At 63.2% G+C, this 26,577-nt stretch carries 24 protein-coding genes; 17 read left to right on the plus strand and 7 right to left on the minus strand.

The window, feature by feature from the left end; translation table 11 throughout:
- Positions 1-29: 29 nt before the first annotated feature.
- The 13 genes from H9645_RS07895 to H9645_RS07955 all read left to right on the plus strand — a co-directional run bounded on the left by H9645_RS07895 (position 30) and on the right by H9645_RS07955 (position 15,777).
- On the plus strand, positions 30-1,964 hold the full coding sequence (locus H9645_RS07895; RefSeq protein ID WP_191729151.1) for a tetratricopeptide repeat protein: 1,935 nt from the start codon (positions 30-32) through the stop codon (positions 1,962-1,964).
- 56 nt (positions 1,965-2,020) lie between these two features.
- On the plus strand, positions 2,021-3,820 hold the full coding sequence (locus tag H9645_RS07900; RefSeq protein ID WP_191729152.1) for a tetratricopeptide repeat protein: 1,800 nt from the start codon (positions 2,021-2,023) through the stop codon (positions 3,818-3,820).
- A 201-nt stretch (positions 3,821-4,021) separates the two neighbouring features.
- Positions 4,022-4,444: a pilin gene (locus tag H9645_RS07905; RefSeq protein WP_191729153.1), complete on the plus strand. Its 423-nt coding sequence runs from the start codon at positions 4,022-4,024 to the stop codon at positions 4,442-4,444.
- Positions 4,445-4,489: 45 nt separating this feature from the next.
- Positions 4,490-6,532, plus strand: a complete 2,043-nt coding sequence (locus tag H9645_RS07910) for a hypothetical protein (protein ID WP_191729154.1) — start codon at positions 4,490-4,492, stop codon at positions 6,530-6,532.
- Positions 6,529-7,887, plus strand: coding sequence for an ArnT family glycosyltransferase (locus H9645_RS07915; RefSeq protein WP_191729155.1), 1,359 nt, complete (start codon positions 6,529-6,531; stop codon positions 7,885-7,887). Before H9645_RS07910 ends, H9645_RS07915 begins: the two co-directional genes overlap by 4 nt.
- Positions 7,880-9,610 (plus strand): ABC transporter ATP-binding protein, encoded by a 1,731-nt coding sequence (locus H9645_RS07920; protein ID WP_191729156.1) that lies wholly within the window; start codon positions 7,880-7,882, stop codon positions 9,608-9,610. Before H9645_RS07915 ends, H9645_RS07920 begins: the two co-directional genes overlap by 8 nt.
- 13 nt (positions 9,611-9,623) lie before the next feature.
- Positions 9,624-10,382, plus strand: a complete 759-nt coding sequence (locus H9645_RS07925; RefSeq protein ID WP_191729157.1) for a class I SAM-dependent methyltransferase — start codon at positions 9,624-9,626, stop codon at positions 10,380-10,382.
- Positions 10,379-10,978, plus strand: a complete 600-nt coding sequence (locus H9645_RS07930) for an HAD-IB family phosphatase (RefSeq protein ID WP_191729158.1) — start codon at positions 10,379-10,381, stop codon at positions 10,976-10,978. The genes H9645_RS07925 and H9645_RS07930 overlap by 4 nt, the downstream gene beginning before the upstream one ends.
- A gap of 50 nt (positions 10,979-11,028) precedes the next feature.
- Positions 11,029-11,637, plus strand: coding sequence for an NTP transferase domain-containing protein (locus tag H9645_RS07935; RefSeq protein WP_263598380.1), 609 nt, complete (start codon positions 11,029-11,031; stop codon positions 11,635-11,637).
- A gap of 38 nt (positions 11,638-11,675) precedes the next feature.
- The gene (locus H9645_RS07940) at positions 11,676-12,587 is read left to right on the plus strand and encodes a LicD family protein (RefSeq protein ID WP_191729160.1); all 912 of its coding nucleotides are present in this window, start codon (positions 11,676-11,678) and stop codon (positions 12,585-12,587) included.
- 45 nt (positions 12,588-12,632) lie between these two features.
- Positions 12,633-13,553, plus strand: a complete 921-nt coding sequence (locus tag H9645_RS07945; RefSeq protein ID WP_191729161.1) for a glycosyltransferase family 2 protein — start codon at positions 12,633-12,635, stop codon at positions 13,551-13,553.
- Positions 13,535-14,641: a UDP-galactopyranose mutase gene (glf, locus tag H9645_RS07950; RefSeq protein ID WP_191729162.1), complete on the plus strand. Its 1,107-nt coding sequence runs from the start codon at positions 13,535-13,537 to the stop codon at positions 14,639-14,641. Before H9645_RS07945 ends, glf begins: the two co-directional genes overlap by 19 nt.
- Positions 14,641-15,777 (plus strand): glycosyltransferase family 4 protein, encoded by a 1,137-nt coding sequence (locus H9645_RS07955; protein ID WP_191729163.1) that lies wholly within the window; start codon positions 14,641-14,643, stop codon positions 15,775-15,777. The genes glf and H9645_RS07955 overlap by 1 nt, the downstream gene beginning before the upstream one ends.
- Here H9645_RS07955 and H9645_RS07960 read toward each other — a convergent pair.
- The 3 genes from H9645_RS07960 to H9645_RS07970 are packed head-to-tail and all read right to left on the minus strand — an operon-like array spanning position 15,750 to position 18,570.
- Positions 15,750-16,481: a class I SAM-dependent methyltransferase gene (locus H9645_RS07960; protein ID WP_191729164.1), complete on the minus strand. Its 732-nt coding sequence runs from the start codon at positions 16,479-16,481 to the stop codon at positions 15,750-15,752. The two genes, H9645_RS07955 and H9645_RS07960, sit on opposite strands and share 28 nt — an antisense overlap.
- Positions 16,482-16,487: 6 nt before the next feature.
- On the minus strand, positions 16,488-17,726 hold the full coding sequence (locus H9645_RS07965) for a glycosyltransferase (protein WP_191729165.1): 1,239 nt from the start codon (positions 17,724-17,726) through the stop codon (positions 16,488-16,490).
- Positions 17,719-18,570: a glycosyltransferase family 2 protein gene (locus H9645_RS07970; RefSeq protein ID WP_225218098.1), complete on the minus strand. Its 852-nt coding sequence runs from the start codon at positions 18,568-18,570 to the stop codon at positions 17,719-17,721. Before H9645_RS07970 ends, H9645_RS07965 begins: the two co-directional genes overlap by 8 nt.
- Before the next feature lie 134 nt (positions 18,571-18,704).
- On the opposite strand from H9645_RS07970, the gene pilB reads away from it, so the two are divergent.
- From pilB to coaE, 4 genes are all read left to right on the plus strand, one after another.
- The gene (pilB, locus tag H9645_RS07975) at positions 18,705-20,429 is read left to right on the plus strand and encodes a type IV-A pilus assembly ATPase PilB (RefSeq protein ID WP_191729166.1); all 1,725 of its coding nucleotides are present in this window, start codon (positions 18,705-18,707) and stop codon (positions 20,427-20,429) included.
- 119 nt (positions 20,430-20,548) lie between these two features.
- Positions 20,549-21,820 (plus strand): type II secretion system F family protein, encoded by a 1,272-nt coding sequence (locus tag H9645_RS07980; protein WP_191729167.1) that lies wholly within the window; start codon positions 20,549-20,551, stop codon positions 21,818-21,820.
- 7 nt (positions 21,821-21,827) lie between these two features.
- Positions 21,828-22,688: a prepilin peptidase gene (locus tag H9645_RS07985; protein ID WP_191729168.1), complete on the plus strand. Its 861-nt coding sequence runs from the start codon at positions 21,828-21,830 to the stop codon at positions 22,686-22,688.
- Between the two features lie 206 nt (positions 22,689-22,894).
- A complete protein-coding gene (gene coaE / locus H9645_RS07990) occupies positions 22,895-23,521 on the plus strand; it encodes a dephospho-CoA kinase (protein WP_191729169.1) in 627 nt (208 codons plus the stop codon).
- Here the strand turns inward: coaE and H9645_RS07995 are convergent.
- From H9645_RS07995 to H9645_RS08010, 4 genes are read right to left on the minus strand one after another with little or no spacing between them, the layout of a single operon-like run.
- A complete protein-coding gene (locus H9645_RS07995) occupies positions 23,490-23,921 on the minus strand; it encodes a hypothetical protein (RefSeq protein WP_191729170.1) in 432 nt (143 codons plus the stop codon). The genes coaE and H9645_RS07995 overlap by 32 nt on opposite strands.
- Positions 23,918-24,385, minus strand: a complete 468-nt coding sequence (locus tag H9645_RS08000) for a hypothetical protein (protein ID WP_191729171.1) — start codon at positions 24,383-24,385, stop codon at positions 23,918-23,920. The genes H9645_RS07995 and H9645_RS08000 overlap by 4 nt, the downstream gene beginning before the upstream one ends.
- Positions 24,382-25,911: a phospholipase effector Tle1 domain-containing protein gene (locus H9645_RS08005; protein ID WP_191729172.1), complete on the minus strand. Its 1,530-nt coding sequence runs from the start codon at positions 25,909-25,911 to the stop codon at positions 24,382-24,384. Before H9645_RS08005 ends, H9645_RS08000 begins: the two co-directional genes overlap by 4 nt.
- Positions 25,912-25,941: 30 nt before the next feature.
- Positions 25,942-26,565, minus strand: a complete 624-nt coding sequence (locus H9645_RS08010) for a hypothetical protein (RefSeq protein WP_191729173.1) — start codon at positions 26,563-26,565, stop codon at positions 25,942-25,944.
- Positions 26,566-26,577 lie beyond the last annotated feature (12 nt).

The raw sequence follows: 26,577 nt of genomic DNA on the forward strand, positions 1-26,577 counted from the left end.
TGCGGCCCTTGCTTTTTTAGAGCCATCCAATGTCCACCCGCGACCCAACACTCCGCCGCGTTGCTCCCCTGCTGCTGATTCCAGCCATCTGGCTGGTATGGCACATGGCGCTCCCGGGTGGATTTATTTTTGACGACTTCCCGAACCTGGTCCGGGCCAGCGGCTGGAAAGCGGATTCCCTGTCACCCCGGGCACTGCTTGACGCCATGAACAGCGGACTGACCAGCGATGGTGGACGGCCGCTGTCGATGCTCAGCTTCGCCATCAACCACGCGACAACCGGCCTTGACCCCTGGTGGCTCAAGGCGACGTCGCTGGCGCTGCACGCCATCAACGGTGTACTTGTCGCCCTGCTCGTTCACCGCGTTCTTGCAGCCCGTCCCTTGCCATCCAGCACGCCGCTGTCACTGGCGCCGGCAGCCTGGCTGATCGCATTTGCATGGGCAGCCCACCCCGTCCAGGCGTCCACGGTCGCCTACACGGTGCAGCGCATGGAGATCGGCGCAGCCACCGGAGTCCTTCTCTCCCTGCTGTCCTACGTCACCTTCCGTCGGCGGCAACTGGCAGGCGACAGAGCCTGGCCATTCCTCGTGCTGACCGCGGCCACGTGGGCAATCGGGCTTGGCTTCAAGGAAAGCGCAGCCATAGCCCCCGCCCTGGCCGTGCTGGTCGAATGGATATGCTTCGGCTTCCGAAACCGGAGCGGCATGCCCGACCGCCTGCTCATTGGGGCTTTCGCGACAGGCGGCCTCGCTGCGCTGGCGGCGTTCATCATCATGGTCCTGCCGCTCACCAGCGCTGCCGCGTATGCGCCACGCGCGTTCGACGCGGCAGGGCGAACAAGCACCCAGTTTCCGGTCCTGTGCCACTACCTGGCCCTGATCTTCTGGCCGGCGTCCGACACCTTCCGGTTCTATTACGACGACTTCCCGGTTTCACTGACCCCTTGGCATGACGCCCGGACGATCCTGTCCATCGCGGCGATCCTTGCAGCCGTGCTCGGAGCCTGGGCACTGCGACGGCGCTGGCCATTGGTAACGTTCGGCACGGCGTGGTTTTTCGCCTGCCACGCCATCACCAGCAGCCCGATCCCCTTGGAGCTTGCCTTCGAACACCGAAACTACCTGGCACTGCTGGGTCCGCTGCTCGTCATTGCCAGCCTCCTCGCCACGGCCACGAAACGCCTGCATGGAGACGCCCGTCTCACTCTTGCGGCAACCGTGACCCTGGCGATTTCGGCCTTGGGTGCAATACAGGGTGCAACCTGGGGCAATCCAGCCAAGCTCGCGCTGACGCTTGAAAACCGGGCTCCCGGCTCCGCTCGGGCCGCGTATGGGTTCGCCACCCAGATGGTGGAAGCCGCACACGGTGACCCTTCCTCGCCGGCATGGTCACTCGGCATGGGCACACTGCAGCGCGCAAGCCACTTGCCCTCGGCATCACCGCTGATTCCGCAGGCGATCATCGTGCTCAGCGGCCAACAGGGCACCCCCCCACCCGCAGGCACCTGGGATCAGTTTCGTCGACTTCTGCTGCAGCGCCAATTGGGACCGGAAGGCATCGGGTCCCTGTACGCCGTCATCCAGTGCCGGGTTTCCGGTACCTGCCAGCTGCAGGACGACGAGCTGCTCGCCACCCTGCTCCAGGTCATCGCCGCGAACCCGCGCAACGCAAGGCTGCACACGTTGTATGCCAACGTTGCCTGGAACATCCTGGGCGACCGCGAGCTCGCCATCCGCATGCAGCGCGAAGCGGTCGCCTTGAGTGGGAGCGGCACATCCGCACTGCTTGGCCTGGCAGAGTTCCTGCTGGCCTCCGGTGAGCCCGACGCGATCGCCGAAGGACGGAACCTTCTGGAGTCGATACGCCGGAACCCGACAAGCGGCAGGACCTCGAGCGCCCTGTCCGCGCTCGAAGCCCGCTATCCGGCTTCATCTGCCCACTTTGACGATCAGTCTCCGTGACGTACCCGCTTGACCAGAGCCCCGCCTTGCTTCCGGCACGCCGCAGGACCCCAAGCGTGGCAGCGGACGACAAGCTCGTATTCGCATCGGCAGTTGTGGCCGCGACGGCCCTGGTGCTACTGGTCTACTGGCCCGTTACCAAGGCCGGCTACGTCTGGGACGACCTGCTGACGTTCCAGCAGCGCGGGTGGCTGTACCACGGCGATGCCTGGAAGCACTACATTTTCACCGGCTTCAACGAGTGGACACATTATTTCAGGCCGCTCGTCGTGGCCCTGTTCGTGCTCCAGGCCCGGCTGTTTGGCGGTGCACCCGAGCCGATGCACATGGTCACCCTGGGGATGCATCTGGCCAACGTCACCCTTGTGGCAGTGCTCGCCAAGTCGCTCACGCCCCCGGAATGGAAGTGGCGCAAGCTCCTCCCGCCGCTCAGCGGGCTGCTGTACGGCCTGCACCCCATGCTGGTCGAATCCGTCACCTGGATCGGCTGCCAGTTCGACCAGGTCCAGGTCATGGCGGCACTCGCAGGCCTGCTGTGCTCCCGTCGCATCGACAATCCCTGGCTGCGCGCGTTGGCCGTGGCCGGTTGCTTCCTGCTCAGCGCAGGTGCCAAGGAATCCGCGGCCAGCTTTCCCGCAATCGTCTTCCTCTTTGATTGGCTGCAGCGCAGCGATCGCAACCTTGCTCCTGCCACCCGGATCTTTGCACTGCTGCGTCGCAACTGGCCCGTGTACACGGCACTTTTGCTCGCAGGGCTCCTCTATCTGGGGCTGCGCCGCACCATGATGGGCGCAACGATCGCTGGCCTCGAGCCCTGGATGCTGACCCCCGACCAAGCCCGGCTGGATGCCATCGCCTATGTCTATCTCAAGTACTGGTCGGTCGTGATCGGCATCCCGACCGACCTGAATCCGCTGCATCCGATCGGATCCGTGCAATTCGGCACCAGCGCTTGGCTGATGGGCCTGCGCATCCTTGGAGCCCTGGGTATTCTGGGTCTGGGCTTCCTGGCGCTGTCCAGGCGTTTCCCGGCGCTCGGGGTACTCGTGCTCGCCGCGACGGCCTACCTCCTTCCCGTGCTTGGAATCATTCCGATCCAGTTCGACGGCAGTATCTACCACGAACGCTACGCCATCGGAGCGATTGCGCTCGCATGCACCCTCCTGCCCTTGATCATCCATGAGTTCCGCCACGTACTCGCCGGAATGCCCCTGCTTTCGAAGCTGCTGCCAGTCCTCGCACTCGCGTGGCTGGCCTGGGCAATCCCCAACATCCGCACCACCATCCCGCTATGGTCGAACAACGTGGCTCTTTGGGAATGGACCGTTCGGGGCAACCCCGGGAGTCCGCACGCGCTCGGGAACCTCATCAGCGCCTACATATTCGTCGGTGACGACGACAACGCGCGGAAGCTGGTCAGGCAGGCACTCGACGACGGAACGGCCTGCGACAACTGCTACGTCAACGGCTTCATGATCGCCGTGCGCGATGGTGACACCGACATGATCGAGGGCACACTGGAGCGAATCAGGACCTCCCCGACCCTCTTCCAGGATAGCGGCCACCGCTATTTCTATTTCAGGGCGGTCGGCCACCTGGAACTTCGCCTCGGCAACCCGGAGTCTGCGATGAATGCACTCCGCGCCGCGATGGACATCGAGCCTCAAGAGCCTTTTGCCCACATGCTCATGGCAGAGGCCCTGATGGCTCGGGGCTCGGCCGCCGAGGCCAAGGCAGAGGCCGCACTGGCAGTGGAGCTGTCGCCCCCCAAGGACAGGAACGGCAGGCGCCAGCTGTCCCATCGCATTCTTGCAGGCGAGTCCGTACACGGCACTGCGCTCACACCCCCGGATTGAGATCCCCGACAAGGGGGTTGGCAAGCTTCTTGCACAGTCATTGATGGAGCAGGGGGCGCGATATGGGGTATCGACGCGGCATGCGTCGACGTCACGACCGCCGGGTCCCGCCTTTCAGTTCCGGTATGCGCCAGCAAGCGCAACGGCCTGACGCAACGCGTCGGATACAGACGAAGAATGGCAGCTACAGGGGGGGGCCATATGAAACGCGCCCAAGGCTTTACGCTGATCGAACTGATGATCGTGGTGGCGATCATCGCCATCCTGGCTGCAATCGCCTTGCCGGCCTACCAGGACTACGTCGCCCGCTCGCAGGTAAGCGAGGGCTTTTCGCTGTCCACCGACGCGCGCATGGCGATCGTGGTCTACCACGCCGACAGGGCCAGCTACCCCGTCGACAACACTCAGGCCGGCATCTCCACGGCAGCGTCGATCGTCGGCGATTACGTGGAGTCCGTCACCATCGGGAATGGGAATGGCCAGATCGACGTCCTGTTTGGCAACGAGGCAAGTGCAAAGATTGCAGGCCAGTCGCTGGTCATGACGATGGTGGACGAAGGTGGAGCCTTCCATTGGCGCTGTTCCGGGCTGGAGTCGAAGTACTTGCCTTCCGTCTGCCGCTAAACTGTCGGCTATGCGGGCCCCGCTACCCGCCAAGCCTTTCCGTCCATGGCAAACCCACGCGTCCGCGCACGACTGCCGCTGTCCGCGCGTCCGCTGGTCTGGTGGCTCGGTGGGCTGATCCTCGCGTCGGCCGCAGTGCTCGTATACTGGCCGGGGACCAGCGGCGACTTCCTGTTCGATGACTTCGCCAACCTGCCCGCGCTGGGCCGCTACGGCGGCGTGCGCGACCTGCAGACTTTCCTGTATTACCTCGCTTCGGGCATCGCGGATCCGACCGGCCGCCCGGTATCGATGCTGTCCTTCCTGATCGATGCCAGGGACTGGCCTGCCGATCCCTTCTCCTTCAAGCGCACCGGCATCCTGCTGCACGCCGTCAATGGCCTGATGCTCTACGGCATCCTGTCCGCCCTCGGGCGACGCCTGTCCGCGGACGCCACCCGGGTTCGCGCAGCCGCACTCATGGCCGCGGCACTGTGGCTGCTGCATCCGCTGTGGGCATCCACCGTCCTGTACATCATCCAGCGGCAGGCGATGCTGGCGGCATTCTTCGTGCTGGCGGGCATTCGCGCCTGGATCGCCAGCCGCGACGCCTTCGACGAAGGACGCCCCCGGGCCGGCTGGACGTGGGCCATCGCCGCAATGCCGTTTCTCGGACTGCTCGCAGGCTTGAGCAAGGCCAATGGCTTCCTGCTTCCGCTGCTGTTGCTCGTCCTGCAAGTAACCGTACTACGTCCCTCCCGGGCCGAAGACGGCCCTGCACGCAGGTCCCGGTTCCTGCTGGCAACTGCCCCGTCGATGGCCATCTTCGCCGCGCTGGCCGCGCTGGGTTGGGAGGCGTCCGGAGGCAATGCCCGGCGCAGCTTCGACCTTGGCCAACGCCTGCTGAGTCAGCCACGGGCGCTGGTCGATTACCTGCACCAACTGTTCGTCCCTGGCCTGGGCAACACGGGCGTGTTCGCGGACAGCTTCGTCGCCTCTTCAGGGCTGTTCTCGCCGTGGAGCACCCTTCCCGCGCTTTTTCTGGTCCTTGCGATGGCATTGACCGGTTGGGGACTGCGTCGATCCAGGCCCATACTGGCCTGCGCCCTGCTGTTCTTCCTCGCGGGGCACGCTCTGGAAAGCGGACCGCTTATGCTCGAACTCTATTTCGAGCATCGCAATTATCTCCCGGCGACCCTCATTTTCTGGCCTGTTGCGTGGTGGCTGTGCGCGCCCGGACGTTATCGAACCTTCCGAATCGCCGGCGGAACCGCGGCCACGTTACTGCTGTTGATGCTCACCTTCGCCCAGGCCACCCTTTGGAGCGACCCCCTCGCGCTCGCCCGGGACTGGGCCACCCGCAATCCGGAATCCGCAAGGGCACAGACCTACGCTGCGCAACAAGAGCTCTCGCACGGCCACGTGGCCACCGCCGAACGGCGCCTGGTCGACAACCTGGCCCGCCATCCTGGAGAAGCCCAGTTCGCCCTCAATCTCCTGAACCTGAGGTGCCAGAGAGAAATGGTTGCACGCTCCGACCTTGAGAAAGCCGGCCACGCCATCGGGGCCGAAGGCATCAGACTGGACATCGTCAACCAATGGCTCGGGAGCGTACTGGCGCCAGGCTCCCGGCATCCATGCACAGGCCTTCCGGATACCGCCGTGACCGAGCTACTCCAGCGCGCTATTCCCGAGCGCCCGGCATCTGCCGAGGAACAGGCACGCATCGCGGACCTGCTGGGCCTGCAGGCGCTGCGTCGCCATCAATGCCATGAGGCGGAAATGTTCTTCTCCGTTCGGCTGCGTGCGCAGCCCCGCCCCGAAGCTGTCCAGAACCAGACGGCCTTGCTGGCAACACATTGCAGTCCGGCGGTGGCACTGGGGCACCTCGAGCGCTACCTGGATGCCGGGGCCCCCGTGGCACGGGCCTCGAGCCCGGCCCTCCGGATGCGGGACAGAATGGCGGAATCGTCCTGGACGAGGCACTGGGACGAACTGCTGGAACAATTGCGCGAAGACAGCTCCGCCAGCCAGACCGGAGGAGAGGCAGGACCACCCTCCCTGCAAGATGGTCCTGGCTCCACTGCAACCGGGAGCATTGACCCATGACCGCCGATCCCGATCAGAACAGCCGTGGGTCCCTCCGCTGGTTTCCGGCTGCGGCGGCACTGGTCACGCTCGTCGCGCTGGCGATGCGCGGCATCTACCTCATTGGTGCGGATACACCCATCCAGATCGCGGGTGATATCAACGACTACGTCAACTACGCAAGGAATCTCGGCGAGTACGGGGTGTACTCCTCCTCCGCGCCAAGCGCAGCGGCACCAACGCCGGATGGCTTCAGGCCGCCGGGCTATCCATTGTTCCTGCTGCTGCCGATGAAGCTTGCCGGCTTCGGGCCTGCGTGGCTGCCCGGTGCGCAGGCACTGCAGGTGCTCTTCAGCAGCGCAACGGTGCTGCTGACCATGATCCTGGGCCGGGAATGGCTGAAGCCGGGCTTCGCAGTCGCAGCCGGTGCGCTCCTGGCAGTCTGGCCGCACCATGTGGTATTCGCCTCCACGCTGCTGAGCGAGACCATGCTGGGATTCTCCGTGGTGCTGGCGCTCTGGCTGACCGCCGTCGCCTGGCGCAGGCAGTCACCCTGGCTCGCCCTCGCGGCAGGACTCGCGTTCGGTTACGCCTCACTTGTGAACACGCTGGTAGTCCTGTTCCCCGTTGCCCTGGTGGCCCTGGGCCTGCTGCGAAGACACCCGAAGATACCTCTCACGCTTGCAGCGGGGCTTGTAGCCGTGATGGCGGCATGGTCCACGGTGAGCCCCGCACAGGTCGAAGGCAGCCGCTCGAACGCGCACCGGGCACAAATGAACTTCGTCCAGGGCTCCTGGCCGCTGTACCACGCCGCCTGGCGTGCCCGCCGCCAGCATGAGTCCGCGCAAAAGGTCATCGAGGCGATCGACGAGGAAATCATCCTGGTCACGCAATCTCCGCGGGAAGGCCTCGCCGCGATCCATTCACGCGTGGCCCACGCCCCCCTGCGATACGCGAGCTGGTACCTTCTTGAGAAGCCATTTCTGCTGTGGGACTGGGACATTCGCCTCGGTTCGGGAGGCTTCCACTTCCTCCCCCCCCGCGCCAGTCCGTACGACAACCAGCCCGTCTTCAGGGCTACCGCGACGATGCTCAGACTGGGGAATCCGTTGCTGTTCGCATTGGCCGGGCTTGCCGCGTTGGCGTGCTCACGCGGATGGCTTCCGAAGTCCAGCATCCCCTTCGCGCCGGTCATGGTCGCAACCTTCGTGGTCTACGTCACCCTTGTCCACACCATTCTCCAGGCCGAGCCGCGCTACTCCATTCCCTACAGACCGGAACAACTGCTGCTGGCAATGGGTGGCTTGTCACTGCTGTCTTCCGCCACCGTGCGGCTGATTGCATGGACTTCCCGCAGGTGGAAAGGAAATGAATGAAACACTGAGGAAGACATGGGGCCTGTTCACGCCGCCCGAGCAGCGCAAGGCCCTGCTGATGCTCGCCCTCGTAGTCCTGATGGCCCTTGTCGAGACCCTCGGCGTGGTCTCGATCATGCCTTTCCTCTCCGTGCTCGGCCGACCCGAGGTCGTGGACGAGCACCCGTTGCTCCGGCAAGTGCATGCCTGGACGGGGGCCAACGATATCCAGACTTTCATCGTCATGCTCGGCCTGGCGTCCATGGTCGTGGTCGTGCTGTCCTCGATCTTCAAAACGGTGACCATCCACCTGCTGAACCGCTTCATCCATCTCCAGCGCCACTCGCTGAGCAGCCGGCTTCTCGGTGCATACCTCCACCAGCCCTACGAATTTTTCCTCGGAAACAATTCCTCAACGCTGTCGAAGAACGTGCTGTCCGAGGTCGACCAGGTCACATTCGAACTGCTCCAGCCGCTGTCGCAGCTGATCGCCCAGGGTGCGATCGTGCTGGCGATGGTGCTGCTGGTGTTCGCATACGACCCTCTCGTTGCCGTCCATATCGTTGCCACCGTGACCGTTCTTTACGGAACGATCTATCTGTTCGTACGAAAGCGTTTGGCACGCATCGGCGGCGAGCGCCAAGCCGCAAATGCCCAACGCTATCAGGCTTGTAACGAGGCGTTGAGCGGCATCAAGGAGGTGAAGGTCACTCAGTCCGAAGCAGCGTGCCTTCAGGACTTCTCCGCGCACTCCCGCAACTTCTCACGACACTTCGCCACCGCTGAGACGCTGAGCCACTCCCCTCTCTATCTGGTAGAGGCCGTCGGCTATTCCGGCCTTATCGGAATCGCGCTGTATCTGCTTATCCGGTCGAACGACATCGCCCAGGTGCTTCCCGCACTCGGCCTGTATGGTTTTTCCGCCTATCGCCTGCTACCTGCAGTGCAGATCATGTACAGGGGATTCGCCCGCCTCCGCTTCTCTTCCGCGTCCCTGCACGCGATCCATCACGATTTGAGTCTCCCGATAACACGGCACGCCGACGCGACCGAAAATGCAATTACCCTGGCGAAAGAAATAAGGCTGCACGGCATCCATTACACCTACCCGTCAGCCCGCTCCAGACCGGTTCTCAAGGATCTCGATCTGCAGATCCCGATCAATACCAGCCTCGGCATCTCCGGCCGCAGCGGCTCGGGGAAAAGCACGCTCATGGATATCCTGCTGGGTCTGCTCGAACCTCAAGCCGGCACGCTTACGGTCGATGGAATCCAAATAACCCGCAACAATCTACGCGCATGGCAGCGCTCCATCGGATATGTCCCACAACACGTCTACCTGACCGACGCGAGCATCGCTCAAAACATCGCTTTTGGCGTCAAGCCGGAGGAAATCGACGTTACTTCCGTACTACGCGCTGCACGCATCGCCCAAATCCATGACTTCATCACGAAAGATCTGCCGGATGGATACGACACTAGGATCGGCGAACGGGGAGTCCGTCTGTCAGGTGGACAGAGGCAGCGACTCGGAATCGCTCGCGCGCTCTACAGAGATCCGCCAGTATTGTTCATGGATGAAGCCACCAGCGCCTTGGATCCCGAGACTGAAGCAGCTTTCAACAGCGCCATCGAGCAGCTGTCCGGCAGGAAAACCGTCGTCATCATCGCGCACAAGGAAAGCTCCTTGCGCAGCTGTCAGGAAATCATAGAACTTTCGGACCTGTCCACACTTCGCTCTTGACTCATCAGCAGACATGACAAAGCACATTACACGCGACCAGAGCGACGCAAAGCCCCGGATTCATAGGGATAACACGCTTAAGTTCTTCGAGCAGCGGGCAGCGAGAGCCCAGGAACTCGGAGCGATCAAAGCAGTCCTGTACCAGGACAAGCATCCAACCTTGGCGGAGGCACGCGACCGCGCGGAGAAGGAAGCCCTTCTACCGGTGCTGGATACCAGACCCGGCGACCGAGTGCTGGATGTCGGATGCGGGGTTGGGCGCTGGACATCCATCCTGAGCGAGCGCTGCAGCTATTACCATGGCCTCGACTTCAGCCCGGGACTGATAGATTACGCAAGACGGTCCCACGCGCACCGAACCAATGTGCAATTCTCGGTTGCATCGGCTGACGATTTTTCGCTCAGTTCCCTAGGTTCACAGGCGCCGTTCGACCTGATTCTCTGCTGCGGCATCTATATTTATCTCAACGACGAAGAGATAGTGAGTTCCGGCCGCTGCATCGCCGACGCAGCCGGCCACAACGCACGAGCGATCTTCCGCGAACCTATCGCCCTGAAGCAGCGCCTGACCATCAAAGATCACTACTCCGAGGAACTGGAGGCCGACTACAATGCGATATACAGGAGCAAGGAAGATCTGATGTCACTCCTTTCCCTACATATGGCTCCGGCCGGATTCAAGCTGATACACGATGCCCCTATGTACGACGACCCTGCCCTGAACAACAGGACGGACACCAAGCAGCACTTCTTCGTATTGGAGCGGTCGTGAGTACGGCGTACTGCTTTGATTATGACGGCACGTTGACAACGACGGAACTTCTTCCCAGCATCGCCGCAGAACTGGGGTTGTCCGGGGAGATTGCCTTACTCACGAAGTTGACCATGGACGGTCTGATTCCGTTCGAGGACTCGATGCGGTTACGCGTTGCCCTGCTTTCACAGGTCGAGACATCGAAAGTCGAGGACATCGTCCAGGAAATCCCTGTCGATGAGCGAATAGCTTCCTTCATCGGCAGCAACCCAGACAATTGCTTCGTGATAAGCGGCAACCTAGACATCTGGCTGCGGAAGGCGCTAGCGCCACTGAATTGCGAATACTTCCTGTCCACCGCTTACAGATCCAACGGAAAGATCACCCTAACGAGCGTCTTGAACAAGGCGGCCGCGGTCACAGTCCTGCGCAAACAGGGATTTGAACGCATCATCGCGATTGGTGACGGCGCCAACGACGTTCCGATGTTCGAGCGCGCTGATATCTCCATTGCCTACGGCGGCGTACACAGCCCCGCTGCCGCCGCGATCGCCGCATCCGACTTTGTTGTGCACGACGGAGGAACCTTGTGCAGCCTGTTGAGAACGCTGTAATCGCAGCAGCCGGCCTCGGCTCCCGTTTGGGACATGGCCTACCAAAGTGCATGCTTGAGATCGGCGGCAGGACGCTGTTGAGCAGGATGATCGACAGTCTGACGCCGCACGTCAGGCGGATCCATGTGGTTGTCGGTTACAGGGAAGATCTGGTCATCAACCTGTGTTCGAACCTTCACAGAAACGTGGTGATCGTCAGGAACCCTGATTTCCGCAGTACCAATACAGTTCAGAGCATGGCCTCGGGCGCCAGAGGATTGAGCGGAAAAACCATATTCTTGGATGGCGACCTGATCATAGATCCGTCCTCGCTGGGCGACTTCGCACGCATGGCCGCCGAACACGACACCGTCGCCGCCATTGCACTAAGCCGCAGCGAGAATGCCGTGAATGTCGACCTGTCCGCCCCCCCTGGTGCTGAGGAAACGACTTTCATTAGCGGCTTTACGCGAGAGGCGGACAGGCTTTATGAGTGGGCAAACGTTGTTTCTGGTGACTCCCGGCTGCTCGACCACGGATCAGGTTATGTCTATGAGGAACTCGAGAAACTCACGCCACTATGCGCCAGCCTGCTTGAGCTGAGAGAGATCGATACACCGCGCGACTTGGAGATGGCAGAAAAATTTGCCAAGCACCTCGATGCCGGAAACCAGCTCTAGTCATGCAGCAAAGTCCAGCCAGCCCGTCGATTCCCGACTTGGACCATACCGCACAAAGCACCCTGCGCGCGGTCCAACTCGTCCAACTCGGCATACTTAGGATTATTGACCGCATTTGTCTTGAAAATGGAATCAGGTACTGGCTCGATGGAGGAACACTGCTTGGTGCCGTTCGTCATCGCGGCTTCATACCGTGGGACGACGATATCGACATCGCTATGCCACGGCCCGACTACGAGCGGTTTCTTAGAATCGCGCCAACTGTCCTTCCAAGCCATCTCCAGCTCGAAGACTCGGATCAGATCGACGGACATGCATGCTATGCCGTGCCCTGCAAGATCAGGGACGTCCATAGCAAGATCACTGAAGCCCACCCTGAAAGCATGGCTGACCAGGGGAAAGGGCTGTTCGTAGACATCCTTCCCATCGATGCCTTCCACGCCCGGCCGATGGGCTTCAGAATCGACATGGCACTGAAATGGCTCTATCGCAATCTATCAAAGATCAACGACGCCAAGGATTCATCCCTGCCTTGGACGTATAAGTTTGCGAACAGATGCCTGGAAGTTCTGCACCCTCTGGCCGGCGCCGGAACGCCGATAAAAATGTATCGGTCGATACTCCGGCGAACGAGGCTGAATCGTGTTTTCAGAGGATCATCGCCGCTCGTCGGATACGGGTTTGACGTGCACTGGACGCGAGTGTTCAAGGCGACGGATATCTTTCCTCTGCAACGCATGGATTTCGAGGGGCTACAGTTCCTCGCCCCTAGGCGGCCTGACAACGTTCTGCAGGTTTTTTATGGAGCCGATTACCTCACCCCACCTCCTGCCATGCTCCGCTGCCCCAAGCACCTGTTCCTAGTCAATCTCGATACCAGATTGGGGAACAACGTGAGAAAAGTAGAGTACGTGGATTATGGGATCGAGCGCCCGACCCGGCTTACATAGATTCCTCCCCCGACACCAGAACCATTAATAATCTTCCGGATCACCATGACCCACGTCACCGCCCTGGTTGTAACCTACAACCGCAGGGAACTTCTTCAGCGTTGTCTGGAGGCACTGACACGCCAGAGCCGGCTACCTGAACGAATTCTGGTTGTAGACAATGCATCCGACGACGGGACGCGTGAATTTCTCGAAAGTGACGGCTGGACGTCCCATCCCCGATTCGAAGTGATCGCTCTTTCTGAGAACACCGGTGGAGCAGGAGGGTTCTCTATAGGTCTTGAGAGGGCCATCGAGGGCGGGTCAGGTTGGACTTGGATGATGGACGATGATGCCGAGCCGCATATAGACGCGCTAGAGCAATTGATGCGCGTAGCGGAAGACCCAGAACATATCTACGGCTCACTCGCCTCGAGTGGCGCGAGCACATCCTGGTTGACCACACTCATCACCCCCCTCCCGAAACGCGAGGTCGAGTTCGCGAGCGACGTACCGGACTGCGCGAAGGTGCAATCGCTTCCGTTCCTGGGCTTCCTGATACATAGCCAACTGGTGGAGCGAATCGGCCTTCCAGACGCGGGCTATTTCATCGCAGCTGACGATGTGGAGTATTGTGTTCGCGCACAGAAGGCTGGTGCGGAAATTGTGATCGCGGGGAAAAGCCGCATCGAGCATCCAAAGTCGAGGCCGTACAAGATCCAACTACCCGGCAGGACTTTGACCTGCCTAGCGCTTCCTCCCTGGAAGCGCTACTACGACACCAGAAACCGCCTGTTGATTTCGCGCACCCACTACGGCACGAAGCTGTTCACCCATACTCTTCCAGGATCTCTGGTTCGCTTTCTTGCAGCGATGTTGAAGGAGCCCAGGAGATTCGCTCAGGCCCATGCATTCGTTGCCGGATGCTTTGACGGCCTGCTTGGACTGAAAGGAAAAAGACATCAGAAATGGGGAATTCGCCCGTGAATGATTGCTTGGTCGTCGGAGCCGGCTTTGCCGGCGCCTCGGTGGCTCGCGCTCTTGCCGATGCCGGCCGACAGATACGTCTAGTCGACAAGCGCACCCACATCGCCGGCAATGCGTACGACGAATATGATGCCCATGGCGTACTCGTGCACCGCTATGGTCCCCACATTTTCCACACGAATGGGGAGAGAATTTTCCAATGGCTGTCACGCTTCACCGGCTGGCGGCCATACGAACACCGGGTGCTCGGAGTGGTCGATGGAAAGAGCTATCCCTTTCCCATCAATCGCGACACCCTCAACCAGCTGTACGGGCTGGATCTGGACGAGGCCGGCGCGCAGTCTTTTTTCGAGCAGGTGCGGGAGCCTCGCGACCAGATAAGGACCAGCGAGGACGTAGTACTGAACTCGGTTGGACGCGACCTCTACGAGAAGTTCTTCCTCAACTACACGCGCAAGCAGTGGGGCCTGGAACCATCCGCGCTCAAGGCCGGAGTTGCTGCCCGCATTCCCACCCGCACCAACAGCGACGACCGCTACTTCACCGACACGTTCCAGGCAATGCCCTCGCATGGCTATGCCCGCATGTTCGAGAACATGCTCGACCATCCGAACATCAGCGTGGAGACCGGAGTCGACTTCCTAGACATCAGGAACAGCCATCGTTGCCGGCACGTGGTGTACACGGGACCCGTCGATGCATTTTACGACCACCGCTTCGGGCATCTTCCTTATCGATCCTTGAGGTTCGAACACGAACATCTGCCCGAGGTCGCCCGCTTCCAGCAGGTCGGCACGGTGAACTATCCGAACGACCACGCCTACACGAGGATCACGGAGTTCAAGCACCTCACGGGGCAGGAACATCCCGGCACATCCATCGTTCGGGAGTACCCCCGGGCGGAAGGTGATCCCTACTATCCGATTCCAAGCGATGCGAACGAGGCTCTCTACAAGCGCTACGAGGCACTGGCCCTGAGCGAGCCCGATGTAACGTTCGTGGGACGACTGGCGCAGTACCGCTACTACAATATGGACCAGGTGGTGGGCGCGGCATTGACTGCCGCGAAGCGGCTTCTGGAGCGCTGATGCGAATCGCTTTCCTGTGCAAGCGCCGCTACATGGGCAAGGACGTGATCCTTGATCGCTATGCGCGACTTTACGAGATCCCGCGCCAGCTTGCCCGCCTGGGACATGAGGTCCGTGGCTATTGCCTCGATTACGGGCGCGGCGCTCCAGGTGAATGGATACACGACGGGAGCCCAGGCACTCTCCACTGGGAATCACGCCCCCTCGGCCGGCTTGGTCTACCCGGCCTGCTGCGCTATCCCGCCTCGCTGCTTCGCAGGCTTCGAGCCTTCCGGCCAGACATGCTGGTCGCGGCATCCGACATTCCGCACGTGGCACTGGGCCGACTCCTGTCGGATCGTCTTGAAGTGCCCTATGTCGTCGATCTCTACGACAACTTCGAAGGATTTGGACAAGCGCGCATTCCCTGCTTCGTCCCGATGCTGCGCTGGGGAACCCGAGGCGCGGCCTTGGTGACGACCACCAGTGAGCCGCTGCGGCAGCTTGTCGTCAACGGGTATGGGCTGCCTGGTGAATGTGTGGTCACCATGCCCAGCAGCGTGGACAAGGCGGTGTTCCATCGACAAGACGCGATAGGCGCGCGCCGCAAGCTCGGGCTTCCGCTTGATATGCCGCTGATCGGTACCGCCGGCGGCCTTTACCGCGACAAAGGCATCGCGGCTCTATATGCAGCATGGGAGCGCATCCGGTCCGGCAGGCCGGATGTCCACCTGGTCCTGGCCGGCCCGTATCGGGGCGAACTTCCGCCACCTCGCGACGAGCGCGTGCACTACCTGGGCGAGATGGCGCACAACGACGTCGCCACCCTGTTCAGCGCACTGGACGTCGGCGTGATCTCCGTGCTCGACACCGCCTTCGGCCGCTACTGCTTTCCGCAGAAAGCCTATGAAATGCTGGCTTGCGGCCTGCCCGTGGCTGCTGCCGACGTGGGAGCCATGTCGGACCTTTTCCGTGACTGTCCCACGGCATTGTTTACTGCCGACGACCCGAGCGGGCTGGCCGATGCGGTACTGCGACAGCTTGCACGGCCAACCACCGCCGACATCGCCGTGCCGGACTGGGCGGCACTGGTGGGCTCGATCGAACCGTCGCTGCGTCGCCTGGCCGCTCAGCGGCACTTGGCCGTCGCCACGTAGCCATCCCCAAGGTCGAGGCGATAGAAAAACCGCTGCACGACCTTGAAGGGCAAGACCAGGTTTCCACTGAACACCTTCAGCCAGCGCCTGATCGTGGGGGGCTTGCCCTGCGCGCTGCGGATGCTGCGCTGCTGGGGGCTCATGCCTTGATGCCCCGTCTCGTGGCGAACCAGGTAGTTGGAGAACCGCCTGGTGAGCTCGGTGATTGGGTATCCGTAGTTGACGATATGGATATCAACGAACCCGGCCGATTCGAGGAGGTCGCACAGCTGCCGCTTCTCGTAGCGCCGGACATGTCCGACCAGTTCGTCCGACTTGCCGTACTTTCGCTGGTGGGCCGGCACCGACACCATCAGGCGGCCACCGGGCCGGAGATACGCCGCCCACTCCGTCAGCGCGGCGACATCGTCTTCGATGTGCTCCAGCACCTCGAAGGACAGGAGGTAGTCGAACGAGGCTTCCGGCAGCAGCGAGAGGTCATCCACAACCCGGATGGCCTCCCCGTGGACCGCAAGGTTGTCGCGCATCATCTGTCGACTGTCCGCGCCGAGATCATGGCAAACGCCATGAAAACCGCGTTCCAGCCACAGACGCGTCATGCCACCCGTTCCTGCTCCCGTTTCCAGGAAGCTGCCTGCGGACCAACCTGCGCTCATATCGGCCACACAGCTTTCACGAAGCACCAGCTTGGGCTGCTTTGCCATCCGTTGTTATCTCCCGTGAAAACTGTCGACGAGCAGCGTCGCATAGCCGTCCGCGATGCGTGCCCAGTCCACGTGCCGAGCGGCGGCGGTGCGGATACGACAGGCCCGCTCCTGGGCCAAAACCGGATCGGCAAGCACCTCGATGATCCTGGATGCCAAGGCTGCTTCATCCCGCGCATCGACGCAGACGTCTGCGCGATCGCGTCCCAACAGGTCACCGATTCCCGGTATGTCGCCTGCCACCACGGGGCAGCCGCAGGACACCGCCTCCATGAGGGCAACGGGCAAACCTTCCTGGTCACCGGATCCAGCCCGGACGAATGGAGCAACGAAAACCGCCGCGCTTCGGTAATGGTCGGGAAGCTCTGATTGCGGCAGTGCTCCCGTGAAACGCACTACCGACTCAAGCCCCAACTGGCGGACCTGCTCGCGCAGTGCCTCTTCATCGGGACCAAAGCCTGCAATGGTCAGGTAGGCATCAGGAATAGCATCGAGCAGGCGTGGCATTGCCGAAAGCAGGTGCCGGACGCCCTTCTTCTCCACGAGTCGGCCGACGAAAAGGATGCCGTTCCTGGACCGCTCTATTGCCGGATCCGGAGTGAATCGCCCCTCCACATCCACTCCCATGGGCAGGACATGGACCTTCTCGACCGGCATTCCCGTCGACTCAAGCAGGTCGCACATGGCGCTGCTGACCACGGAGGCCGCGGACGCACGCCTGAGGACGAACCTCCGGATGCTGTTGAACAAACGCCCCCTGAGCGCGTACAGGTCAGCGCCATGGGAGGTGACGACAAACGGGACCGTCCGCCCCGGCAGCCATCCCAGGCAGGCCGCCATCAACCCCTGTGGAACCAGCCAGTGCGCATGCAGCACGTCCACCCTCAAGCGCCTGCACAGCCGCCAGCCGGCCCAAAACTGTGCCAGCACGAAGCCCGGGACCAGCAACAGTTTCCACGGGTGCAGCTTGAGGTTGGTAACGATGCCACCGCCGTTGACCAGGGTTTCCAAACGGACGGGGGCATAGCGGTAGCGGTGCACTTCGACGCCGTCCATCACTTCCCTGGTGGCAGATCCCCGTGCGTGCGGGCCAAGGACATGGACGCGGAAGCGTGGAAGAAGGCGCTTCGCCAGCTCATGAACGAATCCGGGTTCGGGATCGCCAGGCCAGCGTGGATACGTCGAGGCGAGCACGAGCAGGACCGGACGGGCATCCGCTCCCCCGACGGGCAGATGCTCAGTCATCCCGCCGGTACGTCAGGGCCGTGATCTGCTCGGACACCAAGCCGACCAGGAAGATGATGACCGCGGCACTGAACAGCAGCAGGCTCATGTTGGTAAACCTGCCCTGCGTGAAATAGGTAAACAGGTAATAGCCCAATCCCGTCGCAAAGAACGCGCCAGACACCGGCACGAACAACTTCAACGGCGAATACAGCGTCGCAACCTTGAAGATGATCAGCAGGAACCGGATCCCGTCCCTCACCAGTCGGATATGACTCCTCCCCAGTCGCTTTGCTACCGGGATTGGCACGTAGGCTACCGGATAGGCACTCCTGAAAAACGCCATCGTGCTCGTGGTCGGATAGCTGAACCCGTTCGGCAGCAGGTGCAGGAATTCCCGGAACTTCTCCGCCCGCACCACCCGGAAGCCCGAGGTGAGGTCCTTGACCTCGAATCCCGTCATCCGGCTGGCCAGCCAGTTGTAGAAGGCATTGGCCGCCCCGCGGTGGACGCCCGCCTGCCCCGCCCAGTCGCGGGCGCCGACCACCATGTCGTAGCCCTCGCCCGCCTTCTCCAGCAGGCTGCCGATGCTCGCAGGGTCGTGCTGGCCGTCCGCATCCATGAACACCAGAACCTCGCCGATCGCCGCGCGCGCGCCGCGCTTGATGGCGGCGCCGTTGCCCATCGAGTAGGGTGAAGAAAGCACGCGCGCACCAAGGCTGGCGGCTATATCGGCGGTGTCGTCGGTAGACCCATCATCCACCACAATCACCTCGGCGTCAGGCAGCAGTGTCCGAAGCGCAGGCAGGGTCCGACGCAGGCCTTCGGCCTCATTCTTGGCAGGCAGGATGACTGAAACGTGCATGATCTCCCCTTTGCGGCAAGGGTAGCGGGATTCCCCGTCCCGCGGCAGGGTCATCGGCAGGAGCGTGACGCCCGTCGGGCTGTGGCACAGCGGACGCTTGCGCTAAAGTCTGCCCGTCGCGAAGGGGATCACCAATGAACGCAGTCGCATCGGCCAATCTGATCGGCATCACCGGCATCGCACGCCGCCTGGTCCTGGACGGTGTCCTGGACGACGTCACGGCCCGCGAAGCACTGGACAAGGCCTCCGGAGAGCGCAAGCCCATCACCCAGTACCTGCGCGAGCACAAGCTGGCCACGCCGGCCCAGATCGGTGCCGCCCACTCCATCGAGTTCGGCATGCCGGTGTTCGATCCCACCGTGATGGACGGTACCCAGAGCGCAATCAAGCTGGTGAGTGAAGAGCTGCTGGCCAAGCACCCCATCCTGCCCCTGTTCAAGCGCGGCGGGCGCCTGTTCGTGGGTACTCCTGACCCGACCAACACCCACGCCCTGGACGAGGTCAAGTTCCACACCAACCTGGTGGTGGAGCCGATCCTGGTGGACGAAGACAAGCTCCGCCGCTGCATGGAGCTCTGGCAGGACGCCGGCGACACCTTCGGCGACGACCTGGGCGACAGCGACGGCCTGGATTCCCTCGACATCACCGGCGGCGAGGACGAGGGCGGGGACTCCGGCGTGGACGCCAAGGGTGACGACACCCCGGTGGTCAAGTTCGTGAACAAGGTCCTGATCGACGCCATCAAGAAGGGCGCCTCGGACATCCACTTCGAGCCCTACGAGAACGACTACCGCGTCCGCCTGCGCATCGACGGCATCCTGAAACAGACCGCCAGGATGCCGGTCAAGCTCAACCAGCGCATCACCGCCCGCCTGAAGGTCATGGCCCAGCTGGACATCGCCGAAAAGCGCGTGCCGCAGGACGGCCGCATCAAGCTCAATCTGTCCAGGACCAAGCAGATCGACTTCCGCGTCAGCACCTTGCCGACCCTGTTCGGCGAAAAGGTGGTGCTGCGTATCCTGGACGGCAGCGCCGCCAAGCTGGGCATCGACAAGCTGGGCTATGAACCCGAACAACAGGAACTGTTCCTGGAAGCCATCCACAAGCCCTACGGCATGGTGCTGGTGACCGGCCCCACCGGCTCGGGCAAGACGGTCAGCCTGTACACGGCGCTGGGCATCCTGAACGACGAGACCCGCAACATCTCCACCGCCGAGGACCCGGTGGAAATCCGCCTGCCCGGCGTGAACCAGGTCCAGCAGAACGTGAAGCGCGGCATGACCTTTGCCGCGGCGCTTCGCAGCTTCCTGCGCCAGGACCCGGACATCATCATGGTCGGCGAGATCCGCGACCTGGAAACCGCCGAGATCGCCATCAAGGCCGCCCAGACCGGCCACATGGTGCTCTCCACCCTGCACACCAACGACGCCCCGCAGACCATCGCGCGCCTGATGAACATGGGCATTGCGCCCTACAACATCACCAGCTCCGTGACGCTGGTGATCGCCCAGCGCCTTTGCCGGCGGCTCTGCCCCAAGTGCAAGAAGCCGGCGGAACTGCCGGACAACGCCCTGCTGGCCGAGGGCTTCACGGCCGATGAAATCCACGCGGGCTTCACCGTCTACGAGGCCGTGGGCTGCGATGAGTGCACCGGGGGCTACAAGGGCCGGGTGGGCATCTACCAGGTCATGCCCATGGCCGAGGAGATCCAGGAGATCATCCTGCAAGGCGGCAACGCGCTGCAGATCGCGGAAGTTGCGCAGCGGGCGGGGGTCAGAGACCTTCGGCAGTCCGCCCTGCTCAAGGTCAGGAATGGCCTCACCAGCCTGGCCGAAATCAACCGCGTCACCGTTGACTGAGGGCAGGATGTCCGAACCCGGCAGCCCGTCACATACGGAAATTTCACTTTCAGCCGCAAGGGTTTAGGATGCATGCTTGCGGTCCGGCCGGGGTTCCGGACCTTTAGGGGAGTCCCAAGATGTCAGTTACCGGTAGCGCCGCGCGATCCGCCGCGAAGAAGCCTGCTGCGCCCACGCGGCAGGGCGTGGACCTGACGCCCTTCGTCTGGCAGGGCACTGACAAGCGCGGCAAGAAGATGAAGGGCGAGCAGCAGGCGAAGAACGCCAACCTGCTGCGCGCCGAGCTTCGCCGCCAGGGCATCACGCCGCAGGTGGTCAAGCCCAAGCCCAAACCATTGTTCGGCGCCGCGGGCAAGACGATCTCCGCCAAGGAGATCGCGGTGTTCAGCCGCCAACTGGCGACGATGATCAAGTCGGGCGTGCCGATCGTGCAGGCGCTGGAAATCATCGCCAACGGCAACAAAAACCCCCGCATGAAGGCCATGGTCGACTCGCTGCGCTTGGACATCGAGGGCGGCTCTTCGATCTACGAGGCCATGAGCAAGCACCCGGTGCAGTTCGACGAGCTGTACCGCAACCTGGTCAAGGCCGGTGAAGGCGCAGGTGTGCTCGAGACGGTGCTCGAGACGATCGCCACCTACAAGGAAAACATCGAATCCCTGAAGGGCAAGATCAAAAAGGCGCTGTTCTACCCGGCCACGGTCGTGGCGGTCGCCCTGATCGTGAGCGCGATCCTGCTGGTCTTCGTGGTGCCGCAGTTCGAAGCGGTGTTCCAGGGCTTCGGCGCGGACCTGCCTGCGTTCACCAAGATGATCGTGGCTGCATCCGACTTCATGGTGGCCTGGTGGTGGCTGGTATTGCTGATTGTGGGCGGCACTATCTTTGCCGCGATTTTCTTCTTCAAGCGGTCCCCGGCTTTCCAGCACTTCTGCGACCGCATGATCCTGAAAGTGCCGATCATCGGCCAAGTGATGCACAACTCGTCCATCGCCCGTTTTGCCCGTACCTTGGCAACGACTTTCAAGGCCGGTGTGCCACTGGTGGAAGCACTGGACATCGTGGCCGGCGCGACCGGAAACACCGTGTATGAGAAAGCGGTGCACAACATCAAGGACGACGTGGCCGTCGGCTACCAGCTCAACATGGCCATGAAGCAGGTCAACCTGTTCCCGCACATGGTCGTGCAAATGGCGGCCATCGGCGAGGAGGCCGGTGCGCTCGACACCATGCTGTTCAAGGTGGCCGAGTTCTACGAGGAAGAGGTCAACAACGCCGTGGACGCGCTGTCCAGCCTGCTGGAACCGATGATCATGATCTTCATCGGCGGCGTGGTCGGCAGCATGGTCATCGGCATGTATCTCCCGATCTTCAAGCTGGCCGCGGTGGTCTGACTCAGCAGTGGCCTTCCTCGACCAGAACCCCGAGATCGGCTACCCGCTGGTCGCAGGCCTCGGCCTGCTCGTCGGCAGCTTCCTCAACGTCGTCATCCTGCGCCTGCCGCGGCGCATGGAGTGGCAGTGGAAGCGCGACAGCCGCGAGATGCTCGGCGAGCCGGAGATTTACGACCCGCCACCGCCCGGCATCGTGGTGGAGCGCTCGCACTGCCCGCACTGCGGCCACCAGCTGAGCTGGTACGAGAACATCCCGGTGTTCAGCTGGCTGGCGCTGCGCGGCAAGTGCCGCAACTGCAAGGCGCCGATCTCGATCCAGTACCCTGCGGTCGAGCTGCTGACGATGCTGCTGCTGCTGGCCTGTGTGTGGCGCTTCGGCTTCGGCTGGCAGGGCTTCGGCGCGGGACTGCTGACCTGCTTCCTGATCGCGCTGTCGGGCATCGACTTCCGCACGCAACTGCTGCCGGATTCGCTCACCCTGCCGCTGATGTGGCTGGGATTGATCGCGGCGGTGGAGAACCTCTACATCGGGCCCAAGGCCGCGCTGCTGGGCGCGATCGCCGGCTACGTCAGTCTGTGGAGCGTGTGGTGGGTGTTCAAGCAGCTCACCGGCAAGGAAGGCATGGGCCACGGCGACTTCAAGCTGCTGGCCGCGCTGGGCGCCTGGTGCGGCCTGGCGGGCGTGCTGCCGATCATCCTGATCTCGTCGCTGGTGGGCGCGGTGATCGGAAGCGCCTGGCTGTTCGCCAAGGGGCGCGACAAGGCCACGCCGATTCCGTTCGGCCCCTACCTGGCGATCGCCGGGTGGATCGTCTTCATGTGGGGCGGTGACCTGATCGGGTGGTATCGGGGGATCGCGGGGTTCTGACCCGGGGCCCTGCGGCCAGCATCTGCCTGGGGCGCGCCCAAGGTCCGGCCTGAACATCGCGCCGTGCCAGGGCTGTACTGGCAGGCTTGGGATCAGCGGCCCGAATCACCGACGTCTGTTCCGCGCGCGGGACAGGCCCCGCCGGGTCGGGCGTTGCGGGTGAAGCGCGCTGGCGGCCCCGGGCATTTCCAGCCAGACTTTCCCGCATGGCCCACTACACCGTTGCCCTGACCGGCGGCATCGCCTCGGGCAAGTCCGAGGTCGAACGCCGCTTCCGCGCCCTCGGGCTGCACGTGGCCGATGCTGACATCGCCGCGCGCGAGGTCGTGGCGCCCGGTACGCCGGGCCTGGCCGAGGTGGTGCAGGCCTTTGGCCCCGGAGCGCTCGGCCCGGACGGCACCATGGACCGCGCCGCGATGCGGCGGCGGGTGTTTGCCGACGAGGCCGCGCGCCGTCGCCTCGAAGCCATCATCCACCCCCGCGTGCGCGCCGCGCTGCGCGCCGCCTGCGAGGCCGCGCCGGGACCCTACGCGATCGCCGCAATTCCGCTGTTCGCCGAAGCCGGCGCCGAGGCCTACGCGCCCTGGGTGGACCGGGTGCTGGTGGTGGACGTGCCGGTGGAGGTGCAGCTGGAACGCCTGCTCAGGCGCGACGGCATCGACGAGGCGCTGGCCTGGCGGATGATCCGCGCCCAGGCCACGCGCGGAGAACGGTTGGCAGTGGCGGATGATGTGATCGTCAATGATGTGCCGCTCGAGGCGCTGGATGCCGAGGTGGCGTCGCTGCACCGACGCTACCTGCTCACATCGGGCGCGAAACCCGGTCAACCTTGAAATTCCATGCCGCGGTCCAGGCCATGCCTATGGCCGCGCATGCACCGGACACCGCTGCAGCGATGACCTCGAGGATAGGAAGACCGTCGAAGATGACGCTGACGCTGTGGCCGAAGGGATGCGCCACGACGGCTCCTGCGAGTGCGGCTCCGAGGATCCGGAGGACGCGGCTTCGCCCCACCACTGGAATCCGCCACAGCACCGACACCAACGCACCGATGAGCGCGAACGGAGGCAACAACAGCCCATAGGCCAGCAGGACGATCTCTAAAAGTGACGGGCTGCGGGTGTCTCCCATCGGGGGGAACGCCATCAGCAGCGGTAACAGGGCCACGAGTGGACCGACCAGGCAGTACATCAACATGACCCGAAGGTTGAGCCAGGCGAGAAGCAGGCTCATGGACCCGGCACCGGTGGAAGTCTTGCCGCGACCGGCCTGTAATCCCCTGCCGCGCTGCCTTCGATGCGCGCGCACAGTCGCTCGCCGCACACGCTGAGGTCGGCCCCGTTGATGGTTTGCAGGAGCGCCCTCTCCCGATGGATGGCATCGAGTTCGCGCCTGGCCGAATCCAGTGCCAGACCCGCGCCGGTGATCGCCACCAGCGACCCGAGCAGCAGGGCGGCCGATGCGAGCCAGACCCACCGGACACGGGCCACGTGTGCCTGGTGCCCGGCGGCCACCACTTGGGTGCGTTCCACTGCCAGCGCTTGCGCGGCGGTCGCGCCTTGCCTCGCCAAGGCTGCACTTGCCGCTTCCACCTGTTCCACGGCTTGTGCGCTGCGTTCGTCCAGACGCGCAGCTACTGCAGCCAGCTGCAGGGCGAACTCGCGCGGGTCGGTCCCCTCCGGCGGCGTTGTATTCATCGATGCGGGGAGGGAGCCACGTCGGGCTGGAGGCTGGGGGGCACCAGCGCGTGCCCCGGCTCAGTGAATCCGGCGATGTGTTCGGGGTTTGCGGACGCCCGCACATGCTCGCGCGAGTCCGACCAGGCGCGGGCCAGGCCATGAGCGGACCGGAAGACATGTCCACCGGGCACCAGGTCCACGTAGGTCCGGGCCACCTCCCACATGCCGGGAACATCACCCTGCTTGGCCGCATCGCCCAACCGATCGAACAGCAGCCGTACATGCTCCCTTGCCACCAGCGCCTCCGCACGACCGGGCATCCAGCTGTGCGCGACCACCGCGTCGATCAGACCGGCGTCGCGCGCGTGCATGTCTGAGATCGCGGCCGCCGCCATCTCGAGCTTCGCATCGGTGCCACCCGGAGCCCGCGTCACCCTCACGTGGTGCCACTGCAGCCTGTCTGCCAGGTGCTGGTCGACAGGCTCTCGCAGGCACGGGGCCGGCGCGGTGATCCGGCACTCGGGCGAGATCTCCGTATGCATGATCCGACGCCCAAAGTGGGCGTGAAAGACCGTAGGCCAAGCGCCACCGAGGTGCTGGTCGGAGCTGTGGGCCACGTACATGCGCGGGTCCGTGGCCACCGGCACCTTCTGGAGTCGTGGCTCGTCGAGCATGGCGTTGAACATGTCGATGCCCATGTTCAGCACTTCGCGGCTGGTGCCGTCGATCAGATAGCCACCGCCGATGTCGGCGTGCGCGCCACCGATCAGGAAGTTCGCCACCCGTCCGCGCGACGAGATGCCGAACGGCACGTGCAAGGTCGCAGTGAAATGATCCCTGGACTCCTGCAAGCTGGTGAACTGCACGGTACTCACGTTGGACGGCGGCAGGCGTCGATCGATGTCGCTCAAACCGGTCGCCACCGGGTCCAGCAGCAGCGCGACTTGCGCCGTCTGGCCCGGCGGAACGAGCAGCGGGCGGTCGGCCCAGCGGATGCGGGTCAGGACATTGTCGTCATCGAAGCGGACGTCGGCGCCGACGGGATCGCGGATACCACGATCGTGGACCAGACGCAGCAGCGCAGCGGCCGCTTCCGCGCCGCGACTGAAGCCGACGCCGGCGATGTGGATGCGGACGCCGGGATCCTCCTGGATCCAGGCGGCCGCCTGCTCGCAGAACCTCAGGTAGGCCTCTTCCACGCGAGCCTCGAACGTGGCGGCGGAGGCCGCGTCATGCGCTGCGGTCAGGAGTCCGCCCTGTGTGCCGACGCCCTCCACGTAGCCAATGGCGATCGCCGGATGCCTCAGCTGTTCCAGCTTCTGTTTGAGTTGCGCGACAACGGTGTGGTTGCCATGAAAGTCCCTGTATACGCTGTTGCCCGTACCATCGAGCGCGGCCACGAAAAGCCGGTCATTCGGCCGTTCCAGCAGACGGGGCACGCGTAGTTGATGCATCCGCGCCTTGGCTTGAAGCAGCAGACTCTGCTCTTCATCCGTCAGTTGACGTGCCTGGACGCCATCGGGGGTCAGCCTGTAGTCAGCCATGCAATCCTCCTTGATTGCAGACGGTCGCGGTCAGTACGTTCGCGAGTGGACGTGCACCAGCCCGGTATGCAAGTCGCCCACGGGATTCCCGGGCTTACGGGATTCCTTCAGCGGGATCCATGTGCTCATGTAGACATGGATGGTCCGGCCATCCACGACCAGGATGATTCCTGGAAACGGAATGTGGGCGTTCCGCATGATGTCATCGCGCGGAACTGGGTGCCGCACCAGACGGTCCGCGAAAATCTCCGCGATGTCGACAATGGCCGAAAGCTCTACGCCATCCAGCGTTGTCCAGGTCACTTCGGCAGGTGGCGGGAAGTTGCGTATCGGACCTGTACTGGCGCGCAGAACTTTTTCAACCGGCCGGCCCAGCGACTCGAACGTTGGCTGGCGCGTCTCGTACAAGTGCGGAAGCCCGCCATAGTCGATTCGACATGCCCTGACGGAAAAGCAGTCCGTCCCGAAGTAATGCCGCGGGAACCACAGCGGCCAATCCGCAACGGTGCCCGTATACGGGCCATGTCCCGGCGGAGGGCTTGTCGGGTCGGGCCTGCGATCCACCGCATTGCATCCCTGCACCAGCGCCACGCCGGCCACGACCGCGACCATTGCGACCAGCAGGCTTGCGCGCGTTCCGCGTCGTCTGCGCATGCATCCATGTCC

This window comes from Luteimonas colneyensis (genome assembly GCF_014836665.1).
GTDB lineage: Bacteria > Pseudomonadota > Gammaproteobacteria > Xanthomonadales > Xanthomonadaceae > Luteimonas > Luteimonas colneyensis.